Source organism: Paenibacillus sp. 102 (genome assembly GCF_039549175.1).
Taxonomy (GTDB): Bacteria; Bacillota; Bacilli; order Bacillales; family Bacillaceae_G; genus Bacillus_A.
Map to the genome: position 1 here is coordinate 636,360 of NZ_JBCGHT010000001.1, position 20,446 is coordinate 656,805.

Sequence of the window (20,446 nt, forward strand, 5' to 3'; positions counted from 1 at the left end):
AATAACCAATTACAAGGAGGATGAGTTTATGAAAAAAGTCATCTTAACTATACTTTGTCTCCTCCTTCTAATCATTTCTTATTCGCATTTCGAAAAGAACGATGAGACAAAAGAACCAAAAGAAAAATCAGCATCATCTACTCCTCATTGGATTGATAAACAAACGAATGACTCTTTTTATCATCTTGTGTTAGGGGATTCGCTTGCAAAGGGATATGGCTCGACACGAGGAGGTTTTACGGAATTAGCTTCTAAACAAATAGAAGAACAAATTCATAAACCAATCAGGGTGGAAAATCTTGGAGTGAACGGACTTACAACGGATCGCCTCGTTCAAAAAATTCAAGCAGAAGAAGTACAACAAAAAATTAAAGAAGCGAATATAATTACCATTAATATTGGAGGAAATAATTTATTTCGTTTAAATCGCGATGTAGGTGTTATAGATGGTATTAAAATGTTAAATAAAGAAAAGACTCATTTTGAAACAGACGTAAAAAACATTGTAAAGACAGTTCGGAACCTCAACCCGAATGCTTTACTCATTCTATCTGAACTCTATAACCCTTTACAACTCGATGATTCAATTGCTTCTTATGCAGATATGTTTTTAGATGGATGGAATGATGCAGTTTATTCAATTTCGAAAGCGAATCAACCGTCCATTGTTTTACCAATTCGGAAATTAATACCAAATGATAAAAAAGATTTACTATACGACCGAGTACATCCAAATGATAAAGGCTATGAGATTATTGCTAATACATTTACAAAGCAAGTATTATCCTATAAATATTGAAGCTAAGCTGAACAATTCTATTCTTATAGGATACCTTTTTTGTTACAATGATAATGGAAGGGGGCCTTTATATGGAATCACGCGAGTGGGAACGTATTGTTGATCATCTTCTTTCGTTAGTGCCTCTTTTTTATCGCAAATTCATGCTTCCTGGAGAATTTTCTTCACAAAGGCACATGCCACCGTCACATACACAGGTGTTGCTGCTATTGCATGAACGTGGCACATTAGCAGTGTCGGAAATCGGAAATCGGTTGGCGATTTCAAGGCCAAACATGACACCTCTATTAAATAAATTGATTCAGGAAGAACTCATAGAGCGTCATTATAGCGAAAAAGATCGACGGGTCATTTTAATTTCTCTTACGGCTGAAGGGAAATCATTAGTAAGTCAGTATCAACAATTTATTTTAGACAAATTAAAAGAAAACTTTCAAACATTATCTGAAAGCGATCGTGAACAACTCATTCACTCGCTGCAAACCATTCAAAATTTAATTTTGAAAACAAACGTGTAAAGCTGCTTCCAAAAGAAGCAGCTTTATGATTCATAATAATTTCCATAATATGAATTTGAATATGGCCATGTCATTAAGTATGGTCTTCTTTCCTGAGAAGGCTGCGCCTGTTGATATACTCCAAGCTGTTGCCGTGTATAAGGAACGGGATAATAATTCATATATGGATATACTTGAGGTACATAGTAATAATACATTTATCTTCTCCCCCTTTTCCTTAAACATATTCAAGGTAGAAAATGAATGTGCCATTCTTTATACTTGTACAAGCAATTTATATACATGTAACATGTGTCTTTTTCATAAGTTATATATGGAAAACTTCTCTATTTAGAAAGTTTTTTCACATTTTGAAATAAACTTACCAATAATGCTTTTTGAGCGTGCAATCGGTTCCCTGCTTGCTCAAAGACAACAGAAGAAGGTCCATCTATAATTGTTCCTGTTACTTCTTCTTCACGATGAGCAGGTAAACAATGTAAGAAACGATACGTCACTTTCGCATGCTGAACAAGTTTTTCGTTCACTTGAAACGGCTCGAATAAATTATATTTCCCTTCCGTATCTTCTTGCCCCATACTCATCCAAACATCAGTATAGATAAAATCAGCATCTTTCGCTGCCAACTTCGGGTTATTCAAAATTTCAATATTCGCTCCCGTCTCATTCGCAATTTCTAGTGCACGCTTTACAATTTGTTCATTTGGTTCATATCCTAGGGGAGTGGCTACCGTCATATGCATACCGACTTTTGCACTTGCCAAAAGTAAAGAGTGGCATACGTTATTTCCATCGCCTACATAAGCTAGTTTAATCCCTTTAAATGTATGAACTTCTTCATAAATTGTCATCAAATCTGCTAATGCCTGACACGGATGATGATCATCTGTCAATCCATTGATAACAGGAATACTTGCTTCTTTCGCAAGCTCCTCTACATCCGCGTGTGAAAATGTACGAATCATGATCCCATCAATATAATGGGATAATACTTTTGCCGTGTCTGAAACACTTTCTCCTCTGCCAAGCTGCATTTCTTTTCCACTTAGAAACATTCCATGCCCACCGAGTTGTACCATCCCCGCTTCGAAAGAAACACGCGTACGAGTTGAATGTTTATCAAAAATGAGTCCTAATATTTTCCCGTCCAATAAAGGTTCATGTTTATTCTTTTTTAAATAAATAGCAAATTCAATTAGCGCAATTATTTCCTCTTGCGTTAGTTCTTCTAATGTTAAAAGATCTTTCGTTTGTAATTTCGGTACCTGTATAGTTGACATAAAAAATCCCCCTTATAATATTGATGATTTTTGCGAAAAAATGACTTTTTTCATTATATTTACTGCTTCATCTATTTCTTCATTCGTTACAATGAGCGGTGGTAAAAGTCGGAAAACATTTGTTCCAGCTTGTAATACAAGAAGCCCCTCTTGTTCTAACTGTTCTATCATTGATGCGACGTCATACTTACAGACGACTCCAATCATAAGTCCTTTTCCGCGAATATCAGTAATCCATTCCATATTATGTAATTCTTTTTTTAGCTTTTGTAATAAATATTCTCCCTTCACCTTAACTTCTTGTAAAAAAGATGGTTGCTTCATAATTTGCAGCACTTCTTTTGCTGCTGTCATTGCAATGTAATTTCCGCCAAATGTAGAACCATGAGTCCCTGCTGAAAAAGCAGACGTAAGCTTTTTCTTTCCAAGCATTGCTCCAACCGGAATACCATTTCCAAGCGCTTTTGCCGCTGTAACAATATCTGGAGATGTTCCCGTCTGTTCATAAGCAAACAATGTTCCTGTTCTTCCCATTCCGGTTTGTACCTCGTCGATTATATAAAGGGCTCCATATTGTCTGCATAACTGTTCTATCTCTTGTAAAAAAGAAATATCAGCAGGTAAGACGCCACCCTCTCCTTGAACAACTTCCACCATAACTGCCGCTACTTCTTCATTCATTGCCTCCTTGAGTGCTTCTATATCATTAAAGGGAATATGTAAAAAGGACGGAAGAAGTGGCCCAAACCCCGTTTTGACTTTCTCTTGTCCAGTTGCACTCATTGTTCCAAAAGTTCTACCATGAAATGATTGCTGGAATGTTAAAACAAAAGATTTCCCTGTATGCTTGCGTGCTAGTTTAAGTGCTGCTTCATTCGCTTCCGCTCCGCTATTACAAAAGAACACATAATCTAAATCACGCCCTTCTGTTAGCAGTGCAGCTACCTTTTCTTGTACCTTGTGTGGAAAAAGATTAGATATATGCCAAATTTCCTGTAATTGCTTTGTCATTGCTTCTACAAGTACAGGATGACAATGCCCTAAATTACATACAGCGATTCCAGAAGTAAAATCTAAATACTGTTTTCCATTTTCATCTTTAACTTTCGCACCAATTCCTTGAACAATTTCAATACTACGTCTCCCATATGTCGGAAATATATGGCTACTCATCTGATACTCACCCCTTTTGTTACTGTCGTTCCAATCCATTCTCCCGATGTTCCGATAAAAATTTTTGTACCATTTACAATGCTGACATGCTTGACTCCCATCTGTATTGAGGTAAGAGCAGCCTGTACTTTTGGAATCATTCCCCCTGTAATAACTCCTTTTTCTATGAGTTGTAAAAGCTCTGTTTCATCCGTTTTCTTTAATAATTCTCCTTCACACAATACACCATCTACATCCGTAATAAAGAGCAGTTCTTTCGCTCCAAGTGCATATGCAATTCCTGCTGCAGCAATATCTGCATTTATGTTATAAACTTGATCTCCTCTTATTCCAATCGGAGCAATAACCGGAATATAATTTAAATCTAGTAACCCTTTTAATAGAGAAGTCTCTACACTGCTAACTTCACCAACATATCCAACTCCCTCATCAAGTGGCTGAACTTGAAGTAATTTCCCGTCACAACCAGAGACTCCAATTGCTTGCAAACCATGCTTTTGAAAATTCATCACTATTTTTTTATTCGTACTTCCGCATAAAACCATTTGAACAATATTCATTACTTCTTTTGTTGTCACACGTAGCCCATTCTTTTTTTCAATTGGAATATTAGCTTGCTTTAGCTTTTCATCAATGTCTGGCCCGCCACCATGAACTACAATAACTTGATATTCTTTCTTCAGTTGCTCTATACATTCAAAAAACACATGGTCTAAACGCTCTAACATACTACCACCGCATTTTACTACGATATACTCGCTCATTTTTTCTCTCCTTATGTGCGATAACAAGCATTTATTTTCACATATTCATAACTTAAATCGCAGCCCCAAGCTCTCCCTTTCTCCTCTCCAAGGTGCAAATGAACATCAATAACAATTTCAGGTTGCTTTAATTTTTGTTTCATTTCCTTTTGAGGGAATATTTGTGGCTCGCTGCTTTGTAAAACAGAAATAGACTGAACAGCAATATCAACAGTAGTGGATTCAATAGCAACTCCACTTTGCCCAATCGCACTAATAATGCGGCCCCAATTTGCATCTTCACCATACATTGCTGTTTTCACAAGACTTGATCCAACGATTTGTTTTGCAACCTTATTCCCTTCTTCTACTGTTCGTGCCCCGTATACATTCACTTCAACTAACTTAGTAGCACCTTCACCATCTTTAGCGATTTGCTTCGCTAAGTCCTCACACACCTTTTGCAAAGCAACCATAAACTTTTCCCACTCCGCATGATTAGGATGAATAGCCGTTGTTCCTGATAACCCACTTGCCATTACAACGACCATATCATTTGTAGATGTATCTCCATCCACTGTAATTTGATTAAATGTATGATTCGTAACTTGTGATAATGCTAGCTGAAGTGCATCTTGCTCTATATTTACGTCGGTTGTAATAAAGCTAAGCATTGTTGCCATATTCGGATGAATCATACCAGATCCTTTGGCCGCTCCTGCAATCCTCACTTCTTTTCCATCAATCATAAACTGATAACACGATTGCTTTGTAACAAGATCCGTTGTTAATATCGCTTCATAAAAGGAAGCGGCCTTCTCTTTTTCTTTCGATGGTACGAGATAGGAGATACCATTACGAATTGCTTCCATCGACAAAGGCACTCCAATGACACCTGTTGAAGCTACTGCCACATGATTTTCTTTTACCTTAAATTGTTTCGCAGCCAGCGTTTTCATTTCATACGCATCTTGTAACCCCTGCATTCCTGTACATGCATTTGCATTTCCACTATTTACAACAATTGCTTGCAATTTCCCTTCCGTAGCTATACTTTCTTTTGTAACTTGCAAAGGTGCAGCTTGAAATTGATTTGTTGTATAAACAGCTCCGCAATTAGCAGGAACATCACAAACAATTGCTCCTATATCTTTTTTCCCTTTTTTCAATCCAACCTGAACACCAATCGCTGCAAAACCTTTTGGCGTTACAATTGATCCACTTGCAACTTTTATAATAGAATCTGTTCCAATCATCATTCTTCCCCCTTATGGATAGAGCGGCATATATTGTAATCCCGCTGTTTCCTCCAGACCTGCTAATAAGTTTGCATTTTGAATTGCTTGCCCAGCTGCTCCTTTCATCATATTGTCGATAACGGAAACAACTGTAATACGTCCTGTTCGTTCATCATAAGCCGCTCCAATGTCACAATAATTTGAACCTCTTACTTCTTTTGGACTTGGAAACTCTCCTTTTGAACGGATACGAACAAAAGGAGCATGACAATACGTTTCTTCGTATAACTTCTCTAATATCTGTGCATGGATATCTCGTTTTGCTTTTGCATAGAGAGTAACCATAATCCCTCTTGATATCGGAATTAAATGTGTGCTAAATGTAATTGGTTTCGCCTGTTTATTCCACTCGATAAGCATTTGTTCAATCTCTGGAATATGCTGGTGCTCATTCACCTTATAAATATGAAAATTATCATACAGCTCTGGAAAATGAGTCATTGTTGTCGGTGTCTTTCCCGCTCCTGACACCCCTGATTTCGCATCGACAATAAGTGAGTCTTCTTCTATCATCCCGCCCTGCATTAACGGAGCTGCAGCTAATAGAACTGCTGTTGCAAAGCATCCTGGGTTTGCAACCAATTCGGTTTCTTGAATCGCTAACTTTTTCCATTCACTTAATCCATACACAGCCTTTTGAAGAATTTCTTCCTTTGCAGCGGGCTTTTTATACCACATTTCATATACATGAGGATCCAACATACGAAAATCACCTGATAAATCAATAACTTTTAAACCAGCCTTTAGTAAACGTGGCGTCAACTCCGACGAAACCCCTGCTGGTGTCGCTAAAAATACAATACTAGCCTCCTTCGCTATCACATCTACTTCAATTTCTTGTAACGTATTGAAAATAAAATTTCGCAAATGCGGATATGCATTCGTTATCTGTTCCCCTACTTGTGAAAAAGAATGAAGGGATGCTATCGAAAAATATGGATGATGATGTAACAACCTTATTAACTCAATTCCTCCATATCCAGTTGCTCCAATAATCGCGACTTTCATATGTTCCTCCTTATATCGATTCTTTAAATTAAGTATGATTATAATATTGTATATTTATAGAGTCAATTAAATATTTATTAATTTTAAAAGTTTTAAATCCGTAGTTTTTCTAGAAAAACAATAAGTGCATATGGATTTTTATACACAATTAATGTATGGTAGTATTTTTTATATACTTCAAGTACAATAAAAACAATACATTTATACATGCAAGCGGGGAAAAACATGAATGAAAAATTAATCGAGAAGATGTTGATAAAAAGTTTTCGGCAATATCAATGTAAACCTGTTTCAAAAGAGGATGAGGAAGCATTAATTCAAAGTATCCAAACAATGATTGGTTCGGAACCTGATATCGATGTATACGAAGCAATTGAGGATATTGTTTATGAATATATTACGGGAAAATAAAAAATAGGAGATTTCCATTTGGAAATCTCCTATTTTTTACTTAATGATTTACCTGCTACACGTTCGAAAACATTTGGAAATAACGCAAAAAATTTTGGTCCAACACTCATCCATTTTGGTAAGTTCACTTCACGCTTTTTCGTTTGCATCGCTTTTACAATTTGCTCTGCTACATATGTCGGCTTTAACATGTAACGTCCCATATTTTTCACATATGTACCTGATTCATCGGCAATATCGAAAAAGTTTGTGTCAATTGGCCCTGGATTAATTGCTGTCACGTGAATATTTGCATTTGAGAGCTCCATGCGTAAGCTATTCGTAAATCCTAATACTGCATGTTTGCTTGCTGCATACGCACTAGACTTTGGCGTTGCAATTTTCCCTGCTAACGAAGCAACATTAATGATTTGTCCATTATTTTTCTCTAACATATGAGGTAATACTGCTTTCGTACAAGCTACTAATCCAAATACATTGACCTGAAACATATCTTTCACTTCAGCCATGGACGCTTCTTCAAACGTTTTGAAAATACCAAAACCTGCATTATTTACCAATATATCAATTTGTCCTGCATCTTTTAACACTCTTGCAAAAACAGTATCGACCTCTGCCTCATCACTTACATCTAATACATAATAATAGCAAGGTGTATTGTAATTTGTTTTAATCTTTTCTGCTAATACTCGTAGTTTTTCTTCTGTCCGTGCTATCAATATAGGAATTGCGCCCTCCGCTGCAACTTGCATCGCAACTTGTTCCCCAATTCCACTAGAAGCACCTGTAATGACGATTACTTTTTCTTGTAAACGTCTTGTCATTGTTGTCACCTACTTTGCATAATAAATCAATTGTGGCGACGATTCATCAATCATCACTTGTTGATTATATGCCAAAAAGTCTAATTGTCCAACTGTTTCTGAGATCGTAAGTGGCAATTGCTCTTTATATAATACAGGAAATAATTTCACACATACTTCAAAGGCTGTCATCGGTTTTTCTTTTAATAATTCTAATACTTTAAACGCACGTGTTTCTTGCTTTTGCAACCTTCCTTCTATCAACTCGTTCACATTCACAATATCTTCCCCATGACCTGATAAAATGCATGAAATCTTCATGTTACTTAAACGTTTTAATGTTTGATTATATTGTAGTAACGGCCGTTCCCGTTCTGTCTGTCCTTCATATGGCGGTTCTAATATCGGGTTCGAAGAAATATGGCTAATTAAAGCATCCCCGCCGATTAACAGCCCATCTCGTTCCCTATATAACGAAATATGAGTCGAAGCATGACCAGGTGTTTCAATAACTGTAAACTCTGGTAATGATTTAATACTGTCTCCCTCACGTACAGTATGTGTTAACGATCTATTACAAGAATATTTAAGTGTTTTCATCGTAAGCGATGCTTCATCTTTCAAAAAGGCCTCTGGCACTCCGAACTGTAATGAGGCCTCTTTAAAGAATTGCTGATAACGTTGCAAAAATTGGGAGTTCTGCGTAATCCATGGTTCATTCCATGGATGTCCCACAATATTCGTTCCCTCAGAAAATGCATTTAAAAGCCCACAATGATCAGCATGATGATGTGTAATCACTACTGTTTCAATATCTTCTATCTTATATCCTAAAGTCCTTAATTGTCTTTCTAATGCGGACTTTGCCTCTTTTGTATTTGTCCCTGTATCAATTAATGTTAATGATTCTCCCTCCACTAAAAACACATTAACTGTCTCAACTGCAAATGGAACAGGAATCTCCATTCGATGAATTGTCACCATGTTTATGCCCCCCGTCTCTCTCCGGTTCAAAAATGAATCCCTCTTCAGTTTACAACTTCTATAAAAATTTGTCATTATTTTCAGACAAAAAGAAGGTGTTTTCTATAATAAAACGAATGTATGTAAATTTATAAGTTTTTCTTACAAAAAATAAAGGAGGCACATCATGTCTATTCAAAATATTTCCTTTCTCGGTGCTGGATCTATAGCTGAAGCCATTATCGCCGGTTTATTAGATGCGAATGTCGTAAAGGGTGAACAAATTACAGTAAGTAACCGCTCCAACGAAACAAGATTACAGGAATTACATAAAAAGTATGGTGTTAAAGGAACCCACAACAAGCAAGAACTGCTGGCTCATGCAGATATTATCTTTCTAGCAATAAAGCCAAAGGATATAGCAGAAGCCATTATACCTCTCAAAGAATATATAACGAATAATCAACTCGTTATTTCATTATTAGCAGGTGTTTCTACAAGTTCTATTACAGGTCTGCTTCAAAAAAATGTTCCAATTATCCGGGCAATGCCAAATACTTCAGCAGCTATTTTAAAATCAGCTACAGCTATCTCTCCATCCTTGCATGCAACAGAGCAGCATATTCATATTGCTAAATCTTTATTTGAAACAATCGGCCTTGTTTCAGTAGTGGCAGAAGAACATATGCATGCTGTTACTGCATTATCAGGAAGCGGTCCTGCCTACGTATATTACGTAGTAGAAGCAATGGAAGAAGCTGCAAAACAAATCGGCTTAGAAGAGTCTGTCGCTAAATCACTTATTTTACAAACCATGATCGGTGCAGCTGAAATGCTTAAAGCTAATACAAAGCATCCTTCTATCTTACGAAAAGAAATTACCTCTCCTGGTGGAACGACAGAAGCTGGAATCGAGGTTCTACAAAGCTTTCATTTTCAACAAGCACTCGTCGCATGTATTACACAAGCCACGCAACGATCTCATGAACTCGGAAAAACATTAGAACAAGTAACAAAAGAAAAATAATAAAAAGAGCTCAGAAAATAAATCTGAGCTCCTTTTATTACAATTGTATTCCCTTATTTGCTATTCTTTCCGAAAATCTCTTCTTGAAGACGACGACCTGTTGGTGTTGCTGCAAGTCCACCTTCAGCAGTTTCACGAAGAGCAACTGGCATCGTTTGTCCGATTCTAAACATTGCTTCAATTACTTCATCACATGGAATTGTACTTGTTACACCAGCTAGTGATAAATCCGCTGCAATCATTGCATTTGAAGCACCTGCTGCATTACGTTTTACACAAGGGACTTCTACAAGTCCAGCAACAGGATCACATACTAATCCTAACATATTTTTTAAAGCAATCGCCATCGCTGTAGCTGCTTGTTCTTGTGTTCCACCAGCCATTTCAACAGCTGCCGCAGCTGCCATTCCACTTGCTGAACCAACCTCAGCTTGACAACCTCCAGCTGCACCCGAAATACAAGCATTGTTCGCAACAACCATGCCAAATGCTCCAGCTGTGAATAAAAACTCAATCATTTCTTCACGTGTTGGCTGTAATTTTTCTTTAAGTGCAAACAGTACGCCTGGTACAGTGCCAGCTGATCCAGCTGTTGGTGTTGCACAAATGATCCCCATCGCTGCATTTACTTCATTTGTTGCAACAGCTTTGCTCACGGCATCCAAAATCGTATGTCCAGATAAGCCTTTTCCGCTCTTCATATACTCTTGTACTTTCACCGCATCCCCGCCAGTTAAACCAGTCGGTGATTTCACGCCTTTAATACCTCGTTCTACCGCTTGTTCCATCACGACTAAGTTCTTTTCCATTCCAGCAAGTACTTCTTCGCGAGAGATACTTCTTGTCTCCATTTCACATTGAATCATAATTTCTGCAATTTTTACATTTTGTTCTTTAGCTTGCGCCACAAGCTCCGCTGCGTTCCGAAACATGGTGTGTCCCCCCTGCAATTAATCCATAATAGTTACTTGACAAATATTTGATTGCCCTTTTATTTCCTCAATCACTGCATCTGCCAATAATTCATCTGTTTCAATGACCATAAGTGCTCTTCTACCCTTTTCCTTACGTGAAACACTCATTGTACTAATGTTAATTTCATGTTTCGCAAGTATCGAAGCTACAGATGCAATTGCTCCAAAACGATCGTTATTTACAATTAGAAGTGCAGGACTAGTTCCTGATAGTTGCAAATCAAATCCATTTAATTCCACCACTTCAATCTTGCCACCACCAATTGAACAAGCGACAACTTCGATTTCTTCATCGTCTTTATACAAACGAATTCTCGCTGTATTTGGATGTGGAGCATTTGCTTCTTCTTCAATAAAATCCACTTCAATTCCACGCTCTTTTGCAATTTCTAACGCACTCGGGATACGTGTATCATCTGTTTCAAATCCTAATATTCCACCAATCAATGCTACATCTGTACCGTGACCACGATATGTTTTTGCAAACGAGCCATATAACGAAATTGTGACTCTTTCCGGTTCATGGCGGAACAGTTGCCGAGCAACTTGTCCCATTCTTGCTGCACCTGCTGTATGTGAACTCGACGGACCGATCATAACTGGACCGATAATATCAAATACTGAGCGATATTTCATCATGATTCCCCCTAAATCTTTTATGAAAAATTGCTTACTACTATTCTATTAAGCTGCCGATTCTGTTGCCTTTCCTTCCGTACCACGAATTTGCGCCGCAGTACGAATTTTTGAATAGAAGTGAGCCAATATATCCTGAAATAATACCAGATACCATAATACATAAGAAACATAACGTTACTTTCATCGGATCATTAAATCCATACATAACCATAAGTCCGGCAATTGGCGTTGCTGTTCCTGTTGCATTATTTACAAGATCGAACATTGAAATAATAATACCTGCTGTCGCACCACCAATAAAGTTTGTCACATAAACTGGAATTGGATTTGCTGAAATTAAATCAGCTTGTGTAAGCGGCTCAATTGCAACCGCAATCGTCGTGCGCTGATCACCAAACTTCATTCGTTTAAAGAATACATAGTTCATAAAGGATGAACTTGTTACTGCTAAAGCTCCTATAGCCATCCGTAACCCTGTTAAACCAAGAAGTGCTGTTAGCGCCATTGAACTTAGTGGTGCTGTCGCAACGACTGTAATAATACCACCTAATATAATTCCCATAACAATCGGACTTGCATCAGCCACAGTTGTAATAACTCCACCGATTTGCTTCAATGTTACGGTTACAACTGGATCCATTCCTTTTGCAATCAATCTTGTTAACGGTGCCGCGATTACGATACATGCAATTAAATCTAATCCTTCTGGTACACGTTTTTCAATTTGTTTTACTAAAAATGATATAAGATAACCAGCAATAAATCCTGGTAGCAATCCAAATTTTAACACAGAAGCCCCTACAAGCATAGCATAAACAGGTGATACCCCCATTGCTAACGCAACAAGAGTTGCACCAGCTACTCCGCCAAGACTACCTGCAGATTCTCCGACTTCTTTTAAAAACGGTATGCCAATTAAATCTCCACCAACATACAGCTGAAACGCTTCAACTAAGAAACTTGCAACAGCAGCACTCGCTCAAGCTTCCATTGCTTTCATCCCATTTGGTGCTTTGAAACTAAAGAGTGAAAAAAGACTTAGTACAAATAATAATAGTATCGTTCCCTTAATAATCTCCATGATGCCCTCTCCCTTTTAGTCAATTTCGTTTCGTTACGAAAAATGGCTAAAACACATGTTATAACTTACGATGAATTGTAATGTGCCCTCATTATAGCTTGTTTTTTATGAAACGCTTACTTTTATTGAATTTTAAAATTTCTGATTTTAAAACTTTTTAACTCTCTTGTATTAATGATATACAAATGTACTTATATAACAGTTTTTCAAAACAACCGATACTTTGCATTTTTCTCCTGCCCATTCAAAATCTTTAAAGTTTCTGTATCATCTCAGATAGCTATCAAATAATAACAGTTCCATCTATTTAATAGCGAAAAATTTTTTAATACAAATAAAACAATGGCAAGCTTACGTTGCCATTGTTTGTAAAATGTTACCGTTCCACTGGAAAATGTTTTAAATCCATTGCGATTTCTGTGTTTGCAAACAGTGCTTGTGCTTCTTTTAATAAATCCTTATAAGTGTCTCCTTGATAGCGAGAACTAATATGAGTTAAAATCAACCGTTTCACATTTGCTTGCAATGCAATACGAGCTGCCTGTTCTGTTGTAGAATGAAAATAATCATGTGCCTGTCCTTCATCTTCTGCTGCAAATGTTGCTTCGTGCACAAGTACATCTGCATCTTGTGCTAGCTGGCTACTAGCTTCGCAATAACGTGTGTCTCCTAAGATCGTAATAATTCTTCCTTTTTGAGGCGGACCGATAAAGTCGTTCCCATGTAAGACTCTTCCATCCTCTAACTCCACTGTCTCACCATCTTTTAAACGTTTAAAGATTGGACCTGGCTTCACACCTTCTTCTAATAGCTTCTCAACAAGAAGGTGCCCTTGTATATCCTTCTCAACAATTCGATATCCAAAACATTCAATTCCATGTGATAATCGCTTCGTTTCCACAGAAAATTGCTTGTCTTCAAAAACAATGCCTTCCTCTGTAATTTCCACAATTTCTAGTGGATATTTCACATGCGTCGTACTCACTGATAATGCTACTTCAATAAATTGCTTAATTCCTTGTGGGCCGTATACTGTTAATGGTGTTGTCCCTCCTTGAAAGGAACGACTTCCTAATAAACCAGGTAAACCAAAAATATGATCCCCATGTAAATGTGTAATAAATATTTTTTCAATGCGACGCGGGCGCACAGATGTATGTAAAATTTGATGTTGCGTTGCTTCACCACAATCAAATAGCCACGTTTCACTTCGTTCTTCTAACAACTGTAAAGCAATTGCTGAGACATTTCTCCCTTTTGAAGGGACGCCTGCACCAGTTCCTAAAAATACAAATTCCACTTTCTTTCCTCCAGCTCTTTATAGAATCTACCTTTCATCTTACGGAATGTTATTTCAAATGGCAAATGAATTCCCATGAACCACTCATCTAGACGACTATATTACACGAACAATACAAATAAAAAAATAGAAATCGTTCGTGTTTTATGGTAGAATGTTTGTACCATAAATAAAGGAGCGTTTAACTTATGAAAGAAGTATTTCGTTTACAAACTGATTTTTCATCTTCATTTGACCGCTGGGTAAGTTCTTTCGTTTCTGATCACCCAGCACAACTAGAATGGACGACTTTAAAAGAATTAGTCCATGAATACACAACATTGCATACAAATCAAACGTTACCGAAATATATTTCTTCCTCTATCACATATTATGCACAACGTATTTCAACAGCAAATAATTCAGAAATTGTAATTTACGAGAATCCTACTATCTCCTAATCTATAAAAATAAAAAGTGTCATGGGTACTGAATCACCATGACACTTTTTACATAAATTTATTCTGCAATCTCTGCTGAAACGATTTCTCCTGCTTTCGAAACAGTTGACTGCCTCTTTGCAGAATAGGAGTTCCATACTTATCATTAATTTGGTCAATCACAGCTAATAATGGCTCTTCTTTCGCATCTTCCTCAAATGAAAATAAATCCAGTTGCTTCATTGATTCTGTTTTCCACTCTAGTTCAGTAGCTGTAACACCAAGCAACCGAATCGAATCTCCATCCCAATGTTGTTTCCACAAACGTGAAGCCGCTTGAAAAATATCACGTTCTTGCCAAATTGCATTTTTTAATTGTTTACTCCGCGTTACTGTACGCCGATCATAGTATTTAATCATAATTTGGATGTTATAACTGACAAGGTTACGTTTTCGCAATCTTTTGCTAATCGATTTCGATAACCGCTCTAACATATCAAGCAATTCCTTCTCTTCATCCATATCCTTTGAAAATGTTGTGGAATTCCCAATACTTTTATGTTGTCCCATTTGAGCTGGATCAACTTCTCTATCATCCATACCTTTTGCCCGTTTTTGTAAATCAACACCATGCTTTCCTATTTTAGCGCGAATGATATGTTCTTCTCCATTTGCTAACTGTTCAATTGTATGTATATGAATCTCTTTCAATTTCTCAGCTGTTTTCTCACCAATTCCATGCATTGCTTCAACAGGACGTGGCCAAAGTAACTCCTGAATATTTCGTTTCCGAAACACTGTAATACCGAGCGGCTTTTTCATATCCGACGCAGTCTTCGCTAGAAAAAGATTTGGCGCTATCCCGATGCTACATGGGAGTTGTAATTCTGTTAATAACGCTTGTTGAATCATCTTAGCAATCTCAAGAGGTGATCCTAATCCATAACAATCTGTTATATCTAAATAACCTTCGTCTATAGAAACTGGCTGTATCTTTTCAGTAAAACGTGAAAGAATTTGAAACATTTCAAATGATGCTTCTCGATATAATGTAAAATTCGGATGCTTCACAACTAACTCTGGGCATAACCGCTTTGCTTCCCAAAGTGGCATTGTTGTTCGTATTCCATATTCTCTCGCTTCATAACTACATGTTACAATGATTCCTTTTCGCTCTTTTTCATTTCCTGCAATTGCCAATGGCTTCCCTTCTAACGATGGATCCTGCGCAATTTCAACTGATGCAAAGAAACAATTCATATCCACATGCAAAATAACACGACCTTTTTTAGGATACATTTCTCGCATATTTCTCACCCCCACAAAAGAACACACGTTCCTTTTGTCATTATATCAAATTTAACGAAAACAGTGGGGTTTTTCCATTACAAAAACCATGTTCTTTCCTGCTATTTTTTTGATATACTAAAATTAACAATGGATAATTATGTAAAAAGAGAGAGTGATATGAAAAACCATAGTAAACTCAACCAAACATTTCTAGTCATTATATTAATCATTGCTATTAATTATTTATTACTTCCAATTTTCAATATTAATTCCGCTGGAGTTCTCCCTCACATAGTCCGCGTTGCAACAACATATATACTCCCATGGATTTTTTTATATTGGCTTATTCGCCTTGTAAAAGCAATTGAATCCAAATGAAAAAGAGCGTGTAAACCTTCTATAGGTTACACGCTCTTTTTGTTTTTCTTGCAATTATTTTGCTACTTCTTCAATAATCGCCACAACTAGTTCCGCTGTTTTCGCTAATTCTTCAACAGGGATTTTCTCATTTGTTGTATGAATTTCTTCATAACCAACTGCTAAGTTTACTGTTGGAATACCGTGTCCAGCAATTACGTTTGCATCACTTCCGCCACCGCTTTGGTGAAGAGAAGGTGTACGACCAATTTTCTCAGCAGCACGTTTTGCCACTTCGACAACATGATCGCCATCAGCAAATTTAAATCCTGGGTACATAACTTTTACTTCAACATCTGCTTGCCCGCCCATTTCTTTTGCAGTTGTTTCAAATGCTGCTTTCATTTTTGCAACTTGCTCTTGCATTTTTTCATCTACTAAAGAGCGAGCTTCTGCGAAAATTTGCACATGGTCACAAACGATATTTGTTTGTGTACCACCTTCAAAACGACCAATATTTGCAGTTGTTTCAGAATCAATACGGCCAAGTGGCATTTTTGCAATTGCTTTTGCTGCGATTGTAATTGCAGATATACCTTTTTCAGGTGCTACACCAGCATGAGCTGTTTTCCCGCGAATAATCGCATTTACTTTCGCTTGCGTTGGTGCTGCAACTACAATTTCGCCAACTTTTCCATCGCTATCTAATGCATAACCATATTTTGCTGTAATACGTTCACGATCTAACGCTTTCGCACCAACAAGACCTGACTCTTCACCTACTGTAATAATAAATTCAATTTTTCCATGAGGAATATTCTTCTCTTTTAAAACGCGAATTGCTTCAAACATAGATGCTAATCCCGCTTTATCGTCTGATCCTAAAATTGTAGTACCATCTGATACGATATAACCATCTTTAATAGAAGGCTTAATTCCTTTACCAGGAACTACTGTATCCATATGAGAAGTGAAGTAAATTGGATCTACTCCTTCTTTCCTCGCTGGCAAAGTACAAATTAAGTTACCTGCGCCATGTCCAGTTACACCCATTGTGTCATCTTCGAATACTTCAACACCTAAAGCAGTAAATTTTTCTGTTAACACTTTGCAAATTTCAGCTTCATATTTTGTTTCAGAATCTACTTGAACAAGTTCCATAAATTCGTTTACTAAACGTTCTTGATTAATCATGAGAATGCGCCTCCTGCATTGCATTATGTATGTAACATCGTTAATTATAACAGAATTCCGCAAAAGTTTCGAAAGACAAGATAAAAAAACAGATGGTTCACACATCTAGATAACCATCTGCTTTCTTCTACTCATTTAAAAGGACCCAGCGCATATGATCTTCCCAAATACCATTCACCATTAGCATTTTCCGGGACACCCCTTCATATTGAAATCCAATCTTCGTTACAACTTGAATAGATGCTAAATTACGAGGCATAATTGGGGCTTCAATGCGGTGTAAATAAAATTCTTGAAAAGCAACGTCAATTGCTTTTCTAAGTGCTTCTGTCGTATATCCTTTGTTCAATTCATCTTTATCTAACTTGTATCCTAAAACACAAGATTGATAAATTCCTCTCACAATTAAATTGAAAGAAATACATCCAATAATATTCTTGTCATCGCCTTTCTTAAAAATCCATAATCGAATAATTTTTCCTTCTTTAAACTCTTTTCTATCTTTTTGTAATCTTTTCTTTTGATAGTCCAGTGTAAAAAAATCATCTGGTCGATATTCTTCCCACGCCTTTAAAAATTCACGATTTTTGTCGTAATATTGAAGAACTTGCTCTGCATACGACTCGTCAATTTCTCTTAATTGCAAACGTTCTGTTTCATATATTTTCATCATCGGATCTCCATTCTTCAGCTTGCAAAACTTTTAAAAAAGGCACCGAAAAAACTTGTGTCCATCCTTTTATATTCTCTATGCACTTTGAATTTTCCTGTTCTATTTCATATACACTTCTCGAATTTTGTCCTTACTCTCCCCTTGTCCATACTTTCGTTTCTCGTTACAATAAAGTTGTAATGATTGCAAGGAGGCCCTAATATGAATAAAAAAGCACAAAAAGTTATGATATACGTTATGCTCATTTCCATGCTTGTAACAACATTGCTTGCTGGAGCAAGTATGTTTTGGTAAAAAGGACGACGTGCTCGTCTTTTTTTATTTCCTACGTTTATGTAAATAGGCTGTTTATTCTCCTGACTAGAAAATAAACAGCCTGCTCAATCACCACATTATTTTAAAGAATCATATATATATTTTATTTTATTATGAGTAGAATCGTTACGATACTAAATGAAAAAGCCATCACAAGGGCCATAACAAAGCTTGTATAATGTTTCTGCTGAAACGCTCCTATAACAAAGGTTACATTCAGAAGTGCCATGAATACAATGGATACGAGAAAAGAACATATATTAAAAGTTGCCAATATGAAGGTAACAATGAATAGAAAACCAATACAAAATTGCATATAAGAAAGCCTTGGATTCAAATACATATAAGCAACTCCTTTTCCTATTATCTTTGTATATTTTCATTAACGCATGGTTATGTACACATGTCAAGACAACTTAGAAGAAAAGAAAAGGCCAACTTGTAGGTTGACCTTTTCATAGGCGATAGCTCCTTTTTCTTTCGCAAGTTGCTGGAACGTTTTTTTTGATTTCACAATCGACACCTTTGTTCCAATCGGAATACGATCAAATAAATATTCCACATCTTGTTTTTTCATCCGAATACACCCTTGCGAAATATATTTTCCAATTGAGCTTGGCTGATTTGTGCCATGAATGCCATATTTACTCCCATCAGTCCCCCGCGCGTTAAACCCGATCCATCTAGATCCAAGGGGATTTTTGGGCGATCCACCAGGGATATTCTTTGCAATATAATAAGGATTTTTTGCTTTCATTACAACATCGAATGTCCCCTCTGGCGTTAATTTGTTTGTTTTTCCTGTCGCTACAGGAAAGACCTTTTGAATTTTCCCATCATTAATGTAAGCAAGCTTATTCGTCTGCTTATTTACAATAATGAATGGATCTCCGACCCGCGGGTTATCTCCAAGAGGCCAAATTGGTGAAAGAGAAAAACATAATAGCAAGGATAGAAGATACGACATGATTCATTCCTTCCTTCTATATATAAATCCATTTTGATTTTTCTACATACTAGATGCGGTTATGAAAACAAAACCTAATCTCCACACTTATTTCCTCTTCTATTTTCACACGGCATGGGGCTAAAAAAGGCACTGACCGCTTCTATGCATGACCGGATGCTCTCGCCCATCTAAAAAGAATGGTTGATGTTGTTTTTTTATTTGGATTTATATAAGTTCTTTCACATTATCCTTCCCCTTAAACCGACTTTTAATGAGTAAATATTGCTCCATTTCATAAACAAGTTGTACGAGTTTCGCACGCATTTCAAATTCTTCACGTGTCTCTGGAAGTGGCATTTCTCTAAAAATCTCTCGCATTTCTTGTAATTGTCTAAGTGAAATAAGACCCGTACTTTCAGGACGAATCGAATTCCCAACGTTTTCAATCACTTCCGCAATCATACTAGCCTGTTCGTATGACCATGATAATGAAGCTGCAAGGGGCATAATCCGCTCTAAAATTTCAAATTGTTGCATACGCATATCAAAATATCGATAATAATAATCATCTTCTCGCATAAATTGATTTTCAAGTTTTTTGAAAGATAACTCTTTTGCTTCCTTCAAAATGTCCTCTGTTTCAATTAATTCTTTTCCAGACCATGTACTATCCCGGTTTCGTAAATATACAGCCATCTCAAATAAAATCGTTTTAAAATTCCATTCTACTTTTTCCTGGTAGCCTTTTAATTTTTTTTCCGCACTTGGCATATACATATTTATCAATAAAGCTACGCTAATTCCAATTGTTAAAATTGCAATTTCATTTCCAATCGCTGGCCATGTGATCTGTTTTAATGAGTACAAATGCATGACAATAACGGAACTTGTAACAATTCCTTCTTGAATTTTAAGCATAACAGCGGTCGGAATAAAAGTAAGAAGTAACAAACTAATAGCAAGTGGTGTATAACCAATTGTTTCAAAAATACAAAACGAGAACACCATCGATAATAAACAAGCTAAAAACCGGTGTAAAGAGACTTGAAGTGATTTCCACTTCGTATTTTGCACACATAAAATAACCAAAATCCCCGCAGAACTAAAAAACTCCAAGCCTAATAACTGTGCAATAAAAACTGCCGCACCAGTTCCAACTGCTGTTTTCACTGTCCGATACCCAATTCTAAACATATCATTGCTCCTATATGTATAAACGTAGTTACGATAAG

At 36.7% G+C, this 20,446-nt stretch carries 24 protein-coding genes and 1 pseudogene; 7 read left to right on the forward strand and 18 right to left on the reverse strand.

Annotation, left to right across the window (positions count from 1 at the left end):
* Window positions 1-28: 28 nt before the first annotated feature.
* Window positions 29-799 carry a GDSL-type esterase/lipase family protein gene (locus tag AAIE21_RS03320; protein WP_343265451.1) on the forward strand — a complete coding sequence of 257 codons (771 nt, stop codon included), beginning with the start codon at window positions 29-31 and terminating at the stop codon, window positions 797-799.
* A 71-nt stretch (window positions 800-870) separates the two neighbouring features.
* Window positions 871-1,317, forward strand: a complete 447-nt coding sequence (locus AAIE21_RS03325) for a MarR family winged helix-turn-helix transcriptional regulator (protein ID WP_343265452.1) — start codon at window positions 871-873, stop codon at window positions 1,315-1,317.
* 23 nt (window positions 1,318-1,340) lie between these two features.
* On the opposite strand, the gene AAIE21_RS03330 is transcribed toward AAIE21_RS03325, so the two are convergent.
* The 6 genes from AAIE21_RS03330 to argC all read right to left on the reverse strand — a co-directional run bounded on the left by AAIE21_RS03330 (window position 1,341) and on the right by argC (window position 6,819).
* Window positions 1,341-1,514 carry a hypothetical protein gene (locus AAIE21_RS03330; RefSeq protein ID WP_343265453.1) on the reverse strand — a complete coding sequence of 58 codons (174 nt, stop codon included), beginning with the start codon at window positions 1,512-1,514 and terminating at the stop codon, window positions 1,341-1,343.
* Window positions 1,515-1,643: 129 nt separating this feature from the next.
* Window positions 1,644-2,597 (reverse strand): ornithine carbamoyltransferase, encoded by a 954-nt coding sequence (gene argF, locus AAIE21_RS03335; RefSeq protein ID WP_343265454.1) that lies wholly within the window; start codon window positions 2,595-2,597, stop codon window positions 1,644-1,646.
* Window positions 2,598-2,609: 12 nt separating this feature from the next.
* Complete coding sequence (locus AAIE21_RS03340) at window positions 2,610-3,770, reverse strand: acetylornithine transaminase (protein WP_343265455.1); 1,161 nt, start codon at window positions 3,768-3,770, stop codon at window positions 2,610-2,612.
* Window positions 3,767-4,534 carry an acetylglutamate kinase gene (argB, locus tag AAIE21_RS03345; RefSeq protein WP_343265456.1) on the reverse strand — a complete coding sequence of 256 codons (768 nt, stop codon included), beginning with the start codon at window positions 4,532-4,534 and terminating at the stop codon, window positions 3,767-3,769. Before argB ends, AAIE21_RS03340 begins: the two co-directional genes overlap by 4 nt.
* An 11-nt stretch (window positions 4,535-4,545) precedes the next feature.
* Complete coding sequence (gene argJ, locus AAIE21_RS03350; protein WP_343265457.1) at window positions 4,546-5,769, reverse strand: bifunctional glutamate N-acetyltransferase/amino-acid acetyltransferase ArgJ; 1,224 nt, start codon at window positions 5,767-5,769, stop codon at window positions 4,546-4,548.
* A gap of 12 nt (window positions 5,770-5,781) precedes the next feature.
* Window positions 5,782-6,819, reverse strand: a complete 1,038-nt coding sequence (argC, locus tag AAIE21_RS03355) for an N-acetyl-gamma-glutamyl-phosphate reductase (protein ID WP_343265458.1) — start codon at window positions 6,817-6,819, stop codon at window positions 5,782-5,784.
* Between the two features lie 225 nt (window positions 6,820-7,044).
* Here argC and AAIE21_RS03360 point away from each other — a divergent pair, with 225 nt between their 5' ends.
* Window positions 7,045-7,230, forward strand: a complete 186-nt coding sequence (locus tag AAIE21_RS03360; protein WP_343265459.1) for a YqzH family protein — start codon at window positions 7,045-7,047, stop codon at window positions 7,228-7,230.
* Between the two features lie 29 nt (window positions 7,231-7,259).
* On the opposite strand, the gene AAIE21_RS03365 is transcribed toward AAIE21_RS03360, so the two are convergent.
* On the reverse strand, window positions 7,260-8,054 hold the full coding sequence (locus tag AAIE21_RS03365; protein ID WP_343265460.1) for an SDR family NAD(P)-dependent oxidoreductase: 795 nt from the start codon (window positions 8,052-8,054) through the stop codon (window positions 7,260-7,262).
* A gap of 9 nt (window positions 8,055-8,063) precedes the next feature.
* On the reverse strand, window positions 8,064-9,017 hold the full coding sequence (locus tag AAIE21_RS03370; RefSeq protein WP_343265461.1) for an MBL fold metallo-hydrolase: 954 nt from the start codon (window positions 9,015-9,017) through the stop codon (window positions 8,064-8,066).
* A 166-nt stretch (window positions 9,018-9,183) separates the two neighbouring features.
* Between AAIE21_RS03370 and proI the strand changes: the two genes are divergently transcribed.
* The gene (gene proI / locus AAIE21_RS03375; RefSeq protein WP_343265462.1) at window positions 9,184-10,023 is read left to right on the forward strand and encodes a pyrroline-5-carboxylate reductase ProI; all 840 of its coding nucleotides are present in this window, start codon (window positions 9,184-9,186) and stop codon (window positions 10,021-10,023) included.
* Window positions 10,024-10,076: 53 nt separating this feature from the next.
* Here the strand turns inward: proI and sdaAA are convergent, their stop codons facing one another.
* The 4 genes and pseudogenes from sdaAA to rnz all read right to left on the reverse strand — a co-directional run bounded on the left by sdaAA (window position 10,077) and on the right by rnz (window position 14,017).
* Window positions 10,077-10,955, reverse strand: a complete 879-nt coding sequence (gene sdaAA, locus AAIE21_RS03380; protein ID WP_343265463.1) for an L-serine ammonia-lyase, iron-sulfur-dependent, subunit alpha — start codon at window positions 10,953-10,955, stop codon at window positions 10,077-10,079.
* A gap of 18 nt (window positions 10,956-10,973) precedes the next feature.
* A complete protein-coding gene (gene sdaAB / locus AAIE21_RS03385; RefSeq protein ID WP_343265464.1) occupies window positions 10,974-11,633 on the reverse strand; it encodes an L-serine ammonia-lyase, iron-sulfur-dependent subunit beta in 660 nt (219 codons plus the stop codon).
* A gap of 48 nt (window positions 11,634-11,681) precedes the next feature.
* Window positions 11,682-12,717 (reverse strand): annotated as a pseudogene (locus AAIE21_RS03390) (PTS sugar transporter subunit IIC).
* A gap of 376 nt (window positions 12,718-13,093) precedes the next feature.
* On the reverse strand, window positions 13,094-14,017 hold the full coding sequence (gene rnz / locus AAIE21_RS03395) for a ribonuclease Z (protein ID WP_343265465.1): 924 nt from the start codon (window positions 14,015-14,017) through the stop codon (window positions 13,094-13,096).
* Between the two features lie 188 nt (window positions 14,018-14,205).
* Here rnz and AAIE21_RS03400 point away from each other — a divergent pair, with 188 nt between their 5' ends.
* Window positions 14,206-14,457 (forward strand): DUF3932 family protein, encoded by a 252-nt coding sequence (locus AAIE21_RS03400; protein WP_343265466.1) that lies wholly within the window; start codon window positions 14,206-14,208, stop codon window positions 14,455-14,457.
* 48 nt (window positions 14,458-14,505) lie between these two features.
* Here the strand turns inward: AAIE21_RS03400 and AAIE21_RS03405 are convergent, their stop codons facing one another.
* Complete coding sequence (locus AAIE21_RS03405) at window positions 14,506-15,744, reverse strand: DNA polymerase IV (protein ID WP_343265467.1); 1,239 nt, start codon at window positions 15,742-15,744, stop codon at window positions 14,506-14,508.
* Window positions 15,745-15,903: 159 nt separating this feature from the next.
* On the opposite strand from AAIE21_RS03405, the gene AAIE21_RS03410 reads away from it, so the two are divergent.
* Window positions 15,904-16,104, forward strand: a complete 201-nt coding sequence (locus AAIE21_RS03410) for a hypothetical protein (RefSeq protein ID WP_343265468.1) — start codon at window positions 15,904-15,906, stop codon at window positions 16,102-16,104.
* 54 nt (window positions 16,105-16,158) lie between these two features.
* On the opposite strand, the gene AAIE21_RS03415 is transcribed toward AAIE21_RS03410, so the two are convergent.
* Together AAIE21_RS03415 and AAIE21_RS03420 are read right to left on the reverse strand one after the other, a co-directional pair.
* Entirely contained in the window at window positions 16,159-17,277 is a 1,119-nt protein-coding gene (locus AAIE21_RS03415; protein ID WP_343265469.1) for a tripeptidase T, read from the reverse strand.
* A gap of 127 nt (window positions 17,278-17,404) precedes the next feature.
* Entirely contained in the window at window positions 17,405-17,950 is a 546-nt protein-coding gene (locus tag AAIE21_RS03420; RefSeq protein ID WP_343265470.1) for a GNAT family N-acetyltransferase, read from the reverse strand.
* 201 nt (window positions 17,951-18,151) lie between these two features.
* Between AAIE21_RS03420 and prli42 the strand changes: the two genes are divergently transcribed.
* Window positions 18,152-18,244: a stressosome-associated protein Prli42 gene (gene prli42, locus AAIE21_RS03425; protein ID WP_016116231.1), complete on the forward strand. Its 93-nt coding sequence runs from the start codon at window positions 18,152-18,154 to the stop codon at window positions 18,242-18,244.
* Between the two features lie 124 nt (window positions 18,245-18,368).
* Here prli42 and AAIE21_RS03430 read toward each other — a convergent pair whose 3' ends face one another.
* From AAIE21_RS03430 to AAIE21_RS03440, 3 genes are all read right to left on the reverse strand, one after another.
* Window positions 18,369-18,608: a DUF3894 domain-containing protein gene (locus AAIE21_RS03430; protein WP_343265471.1), complete on the reverse strand. Its 240-nt coding sequence runs from the start codon at window positions 18,606-18,608 to the stop codon at window positions 18,369-18,371.
* Window positions 18,609-18,671: 63 nt separating this feature from the next.
* Window positions 18,672-19,232, reverse strand: a complete 561-nt coding sequence (locus AAIE21_RS03435) for a L,D-transpeptidase (protein ID WP_343265472.1) — start codon at window positions 19,230-19,232, stop codon at window positions 18,672-18,674.
* A gap of 207 nt (window positions 19,233-19,439) precedes the next feature.
* Window positions 19,440-20,408 (reverse strand): aromatic acid exporter family protein, encoded by a 969-nt coding sequence (locus AAIE21_RS03440; RefSeq protein ID WP_343265473.1) that lies wholly within the window; start codon window positions 20,406-20,408, stop codon window positions 19,440-19,442.
* Between the last annotated feature and the right edge of the window lie 38 nt (window positions 20,409-20,446).

What these genes read in the sequence shown, in the direction of transcription:
- AAIE21_RS03320 (WP_343265451.1), top strand. Translation starts at nt 29, where the DNA reads ATGAAAAAAGTCATCTTAACTATACTTTGTCTCCTCCTTCTAATCATT.
- AAIE21_RS03325 (WP_343265452.1), top strand. Translation starts at nt 871, where the DNA reads ATGGAATCACGCGAGTGGGAACGTATTGTTGATCATCTTCTTTCGTTA.
- AAIE21_RS03330 (WP_343265453.1), bottom strand. Translation starts at nt 1,514, where the DNA reads ATGTATTATTACTATGTACCTCAAGTATATCCATATATGAATTATTAT.
- argF (WP_343265454.1), bottom strand. Translation starts at nt 2,597, where the DNA reads ATGTCAACTATACAGGTACCGAAATTACAAACGAAAGATCTTTTAACA.
- AAIE21_RS03340 (WP_343265455.1), bottom strand. Translation starts at nt 3,770, where the DNA reads ATGAGTAGCCATATATTTCCGACATATGGGAGACGTAGTATTGAAATT.
- argB (WP_343265456.1), bottom strand. Translation starts at nt 4,534, where the DNA reads ATGAGCGAGTATATCGTAGTAAAATGCGGTGGTAGTATGTTAGAGCGT.
- argJ (WP_343265457.1), bottom strand. Translation starts at nt 5,769, where the DNA reads ATGATTGGAACAGATTCTATTATAAAAGTTGCAAGTGGATCAATTGTA.
- argC (WP_343265458.1), bottom strand. Translation starts at nt 6,819, where the DNA reads ATGAAAGTCGCGATTATTGGAGCAACTGGATATGGAGGAATTGAGTTA.
- AAIE21_RS03360 (WP_343265459.1), top strand. Translation starts at nt 7,045, where the DNA reads ATGAATGAAAAATTAATCGAGAAGATGTTGATAAAAAGTTTTCGGCAA.
- AAIE21_RS03365 (WP_343265460.1), bottom strand. Translation starts at nt 8,054, where the DNA reads ATGACAAGACGTTTACAAGAAAAAGTAATCGTCATTACAGGTGCTTCT.
- AAIE21_RS03370 (WP_343265461.1), bottom strand. Translation starts at nt 9,017, where the DNA reads ATGGTGACAATTCATCGAATGGAGATTCCTGTTCCATTTGCAGTTGAG.
- proI (WP_343265462.1), top strand. Translation starts at nt 9,184, where the DNA reads ATGTCTATTCAAAATATTTCCTTTCTCGGTGCTGGATCTATAGCTGAA.
- sdaAA (WP_343265463.1), bottom strand. Translation starts at nt 10,955, where the DNA reads ATGTTTCGGAACGCAGCGGAGCTTGTGGCGCAAGCTAAAGAACAAAAT.
- sdaAB (WP_343265464.1), bottom strand. Translation starts at nt 11,633, where the DNA reads ATGAAATATCGCTCAGTATTTGATATTATCGGTCCAGTTATGATCGGT.
- AAIE21_RS03400 (WP_343265466.1), top strand. Translation starts at nt 14,206, where the DNA reads ATGAAAGAAGTATTTCGTTTACAAACTGATTTTTCATCTTCATTTGAC.
- AAIE21_RS03405 (WP_343265467.1), bottom strand. Translation starts at nt 15,744, where the DNA reads ATGCGAGAAATGTATCCTAAAAAAGGTCGTGTTATTTTGCATGTGGAT.
- AAIE21_RS03410 (WP_343265468.1), top strand. Translation starts at nt 15,904, where the DNA reads ATGAAAAACCATAGTAAACTCAACCAAACATTTCTAGTCATTATATTA.
- AAIE21_RS03415 (WP_343265469.1), bottom strand. Translation starts at nt 17,277, where the DNA reads ATGATTAATCAAGAACGTTTAGTAAACGAATTTATGGAACTTGTTCAA.
- AAIE21_RS03420 (WP_343265470.1), bottom strand. Translation starts at nt 17,950, where the DNA reads ATGATGAAAATATATGAAACAGAACGTTTGCAATTAAGAGAAATTGAC.
- prli42 (WP_016116231.1), top strand. Translation starts at nt 18,152, where the DNA reads ATGAATAAAAAAGCACAAAAAGTTATGATATACGTTATGCTCATTTCC.
- AAIE21_RS03430 (WP_343265471.1), bottom strand. Translation starts at nt 18,608, where the DNA reads ATGTATTTGAATCCAAGGCTTTCTTATATGCAATTTTGTATTGGTTTT.
- AAIE21_RS03435 (WP_343265472.1), bottom strand. Translation starts at nt 19,232, where the DNA reads ATGTCGTATCTTCTATCCTTGCTATTATGTTTTTCTCTTTCACCAATT.
- AAIE21_RS03440 (WP_343265473.1), bottom strand. Translation starts at nt 20,408, where the DNA reads ATGTTTAGAATTGGGTATCGGACAGTGAAAACAGCAGTTGGAACTGGT.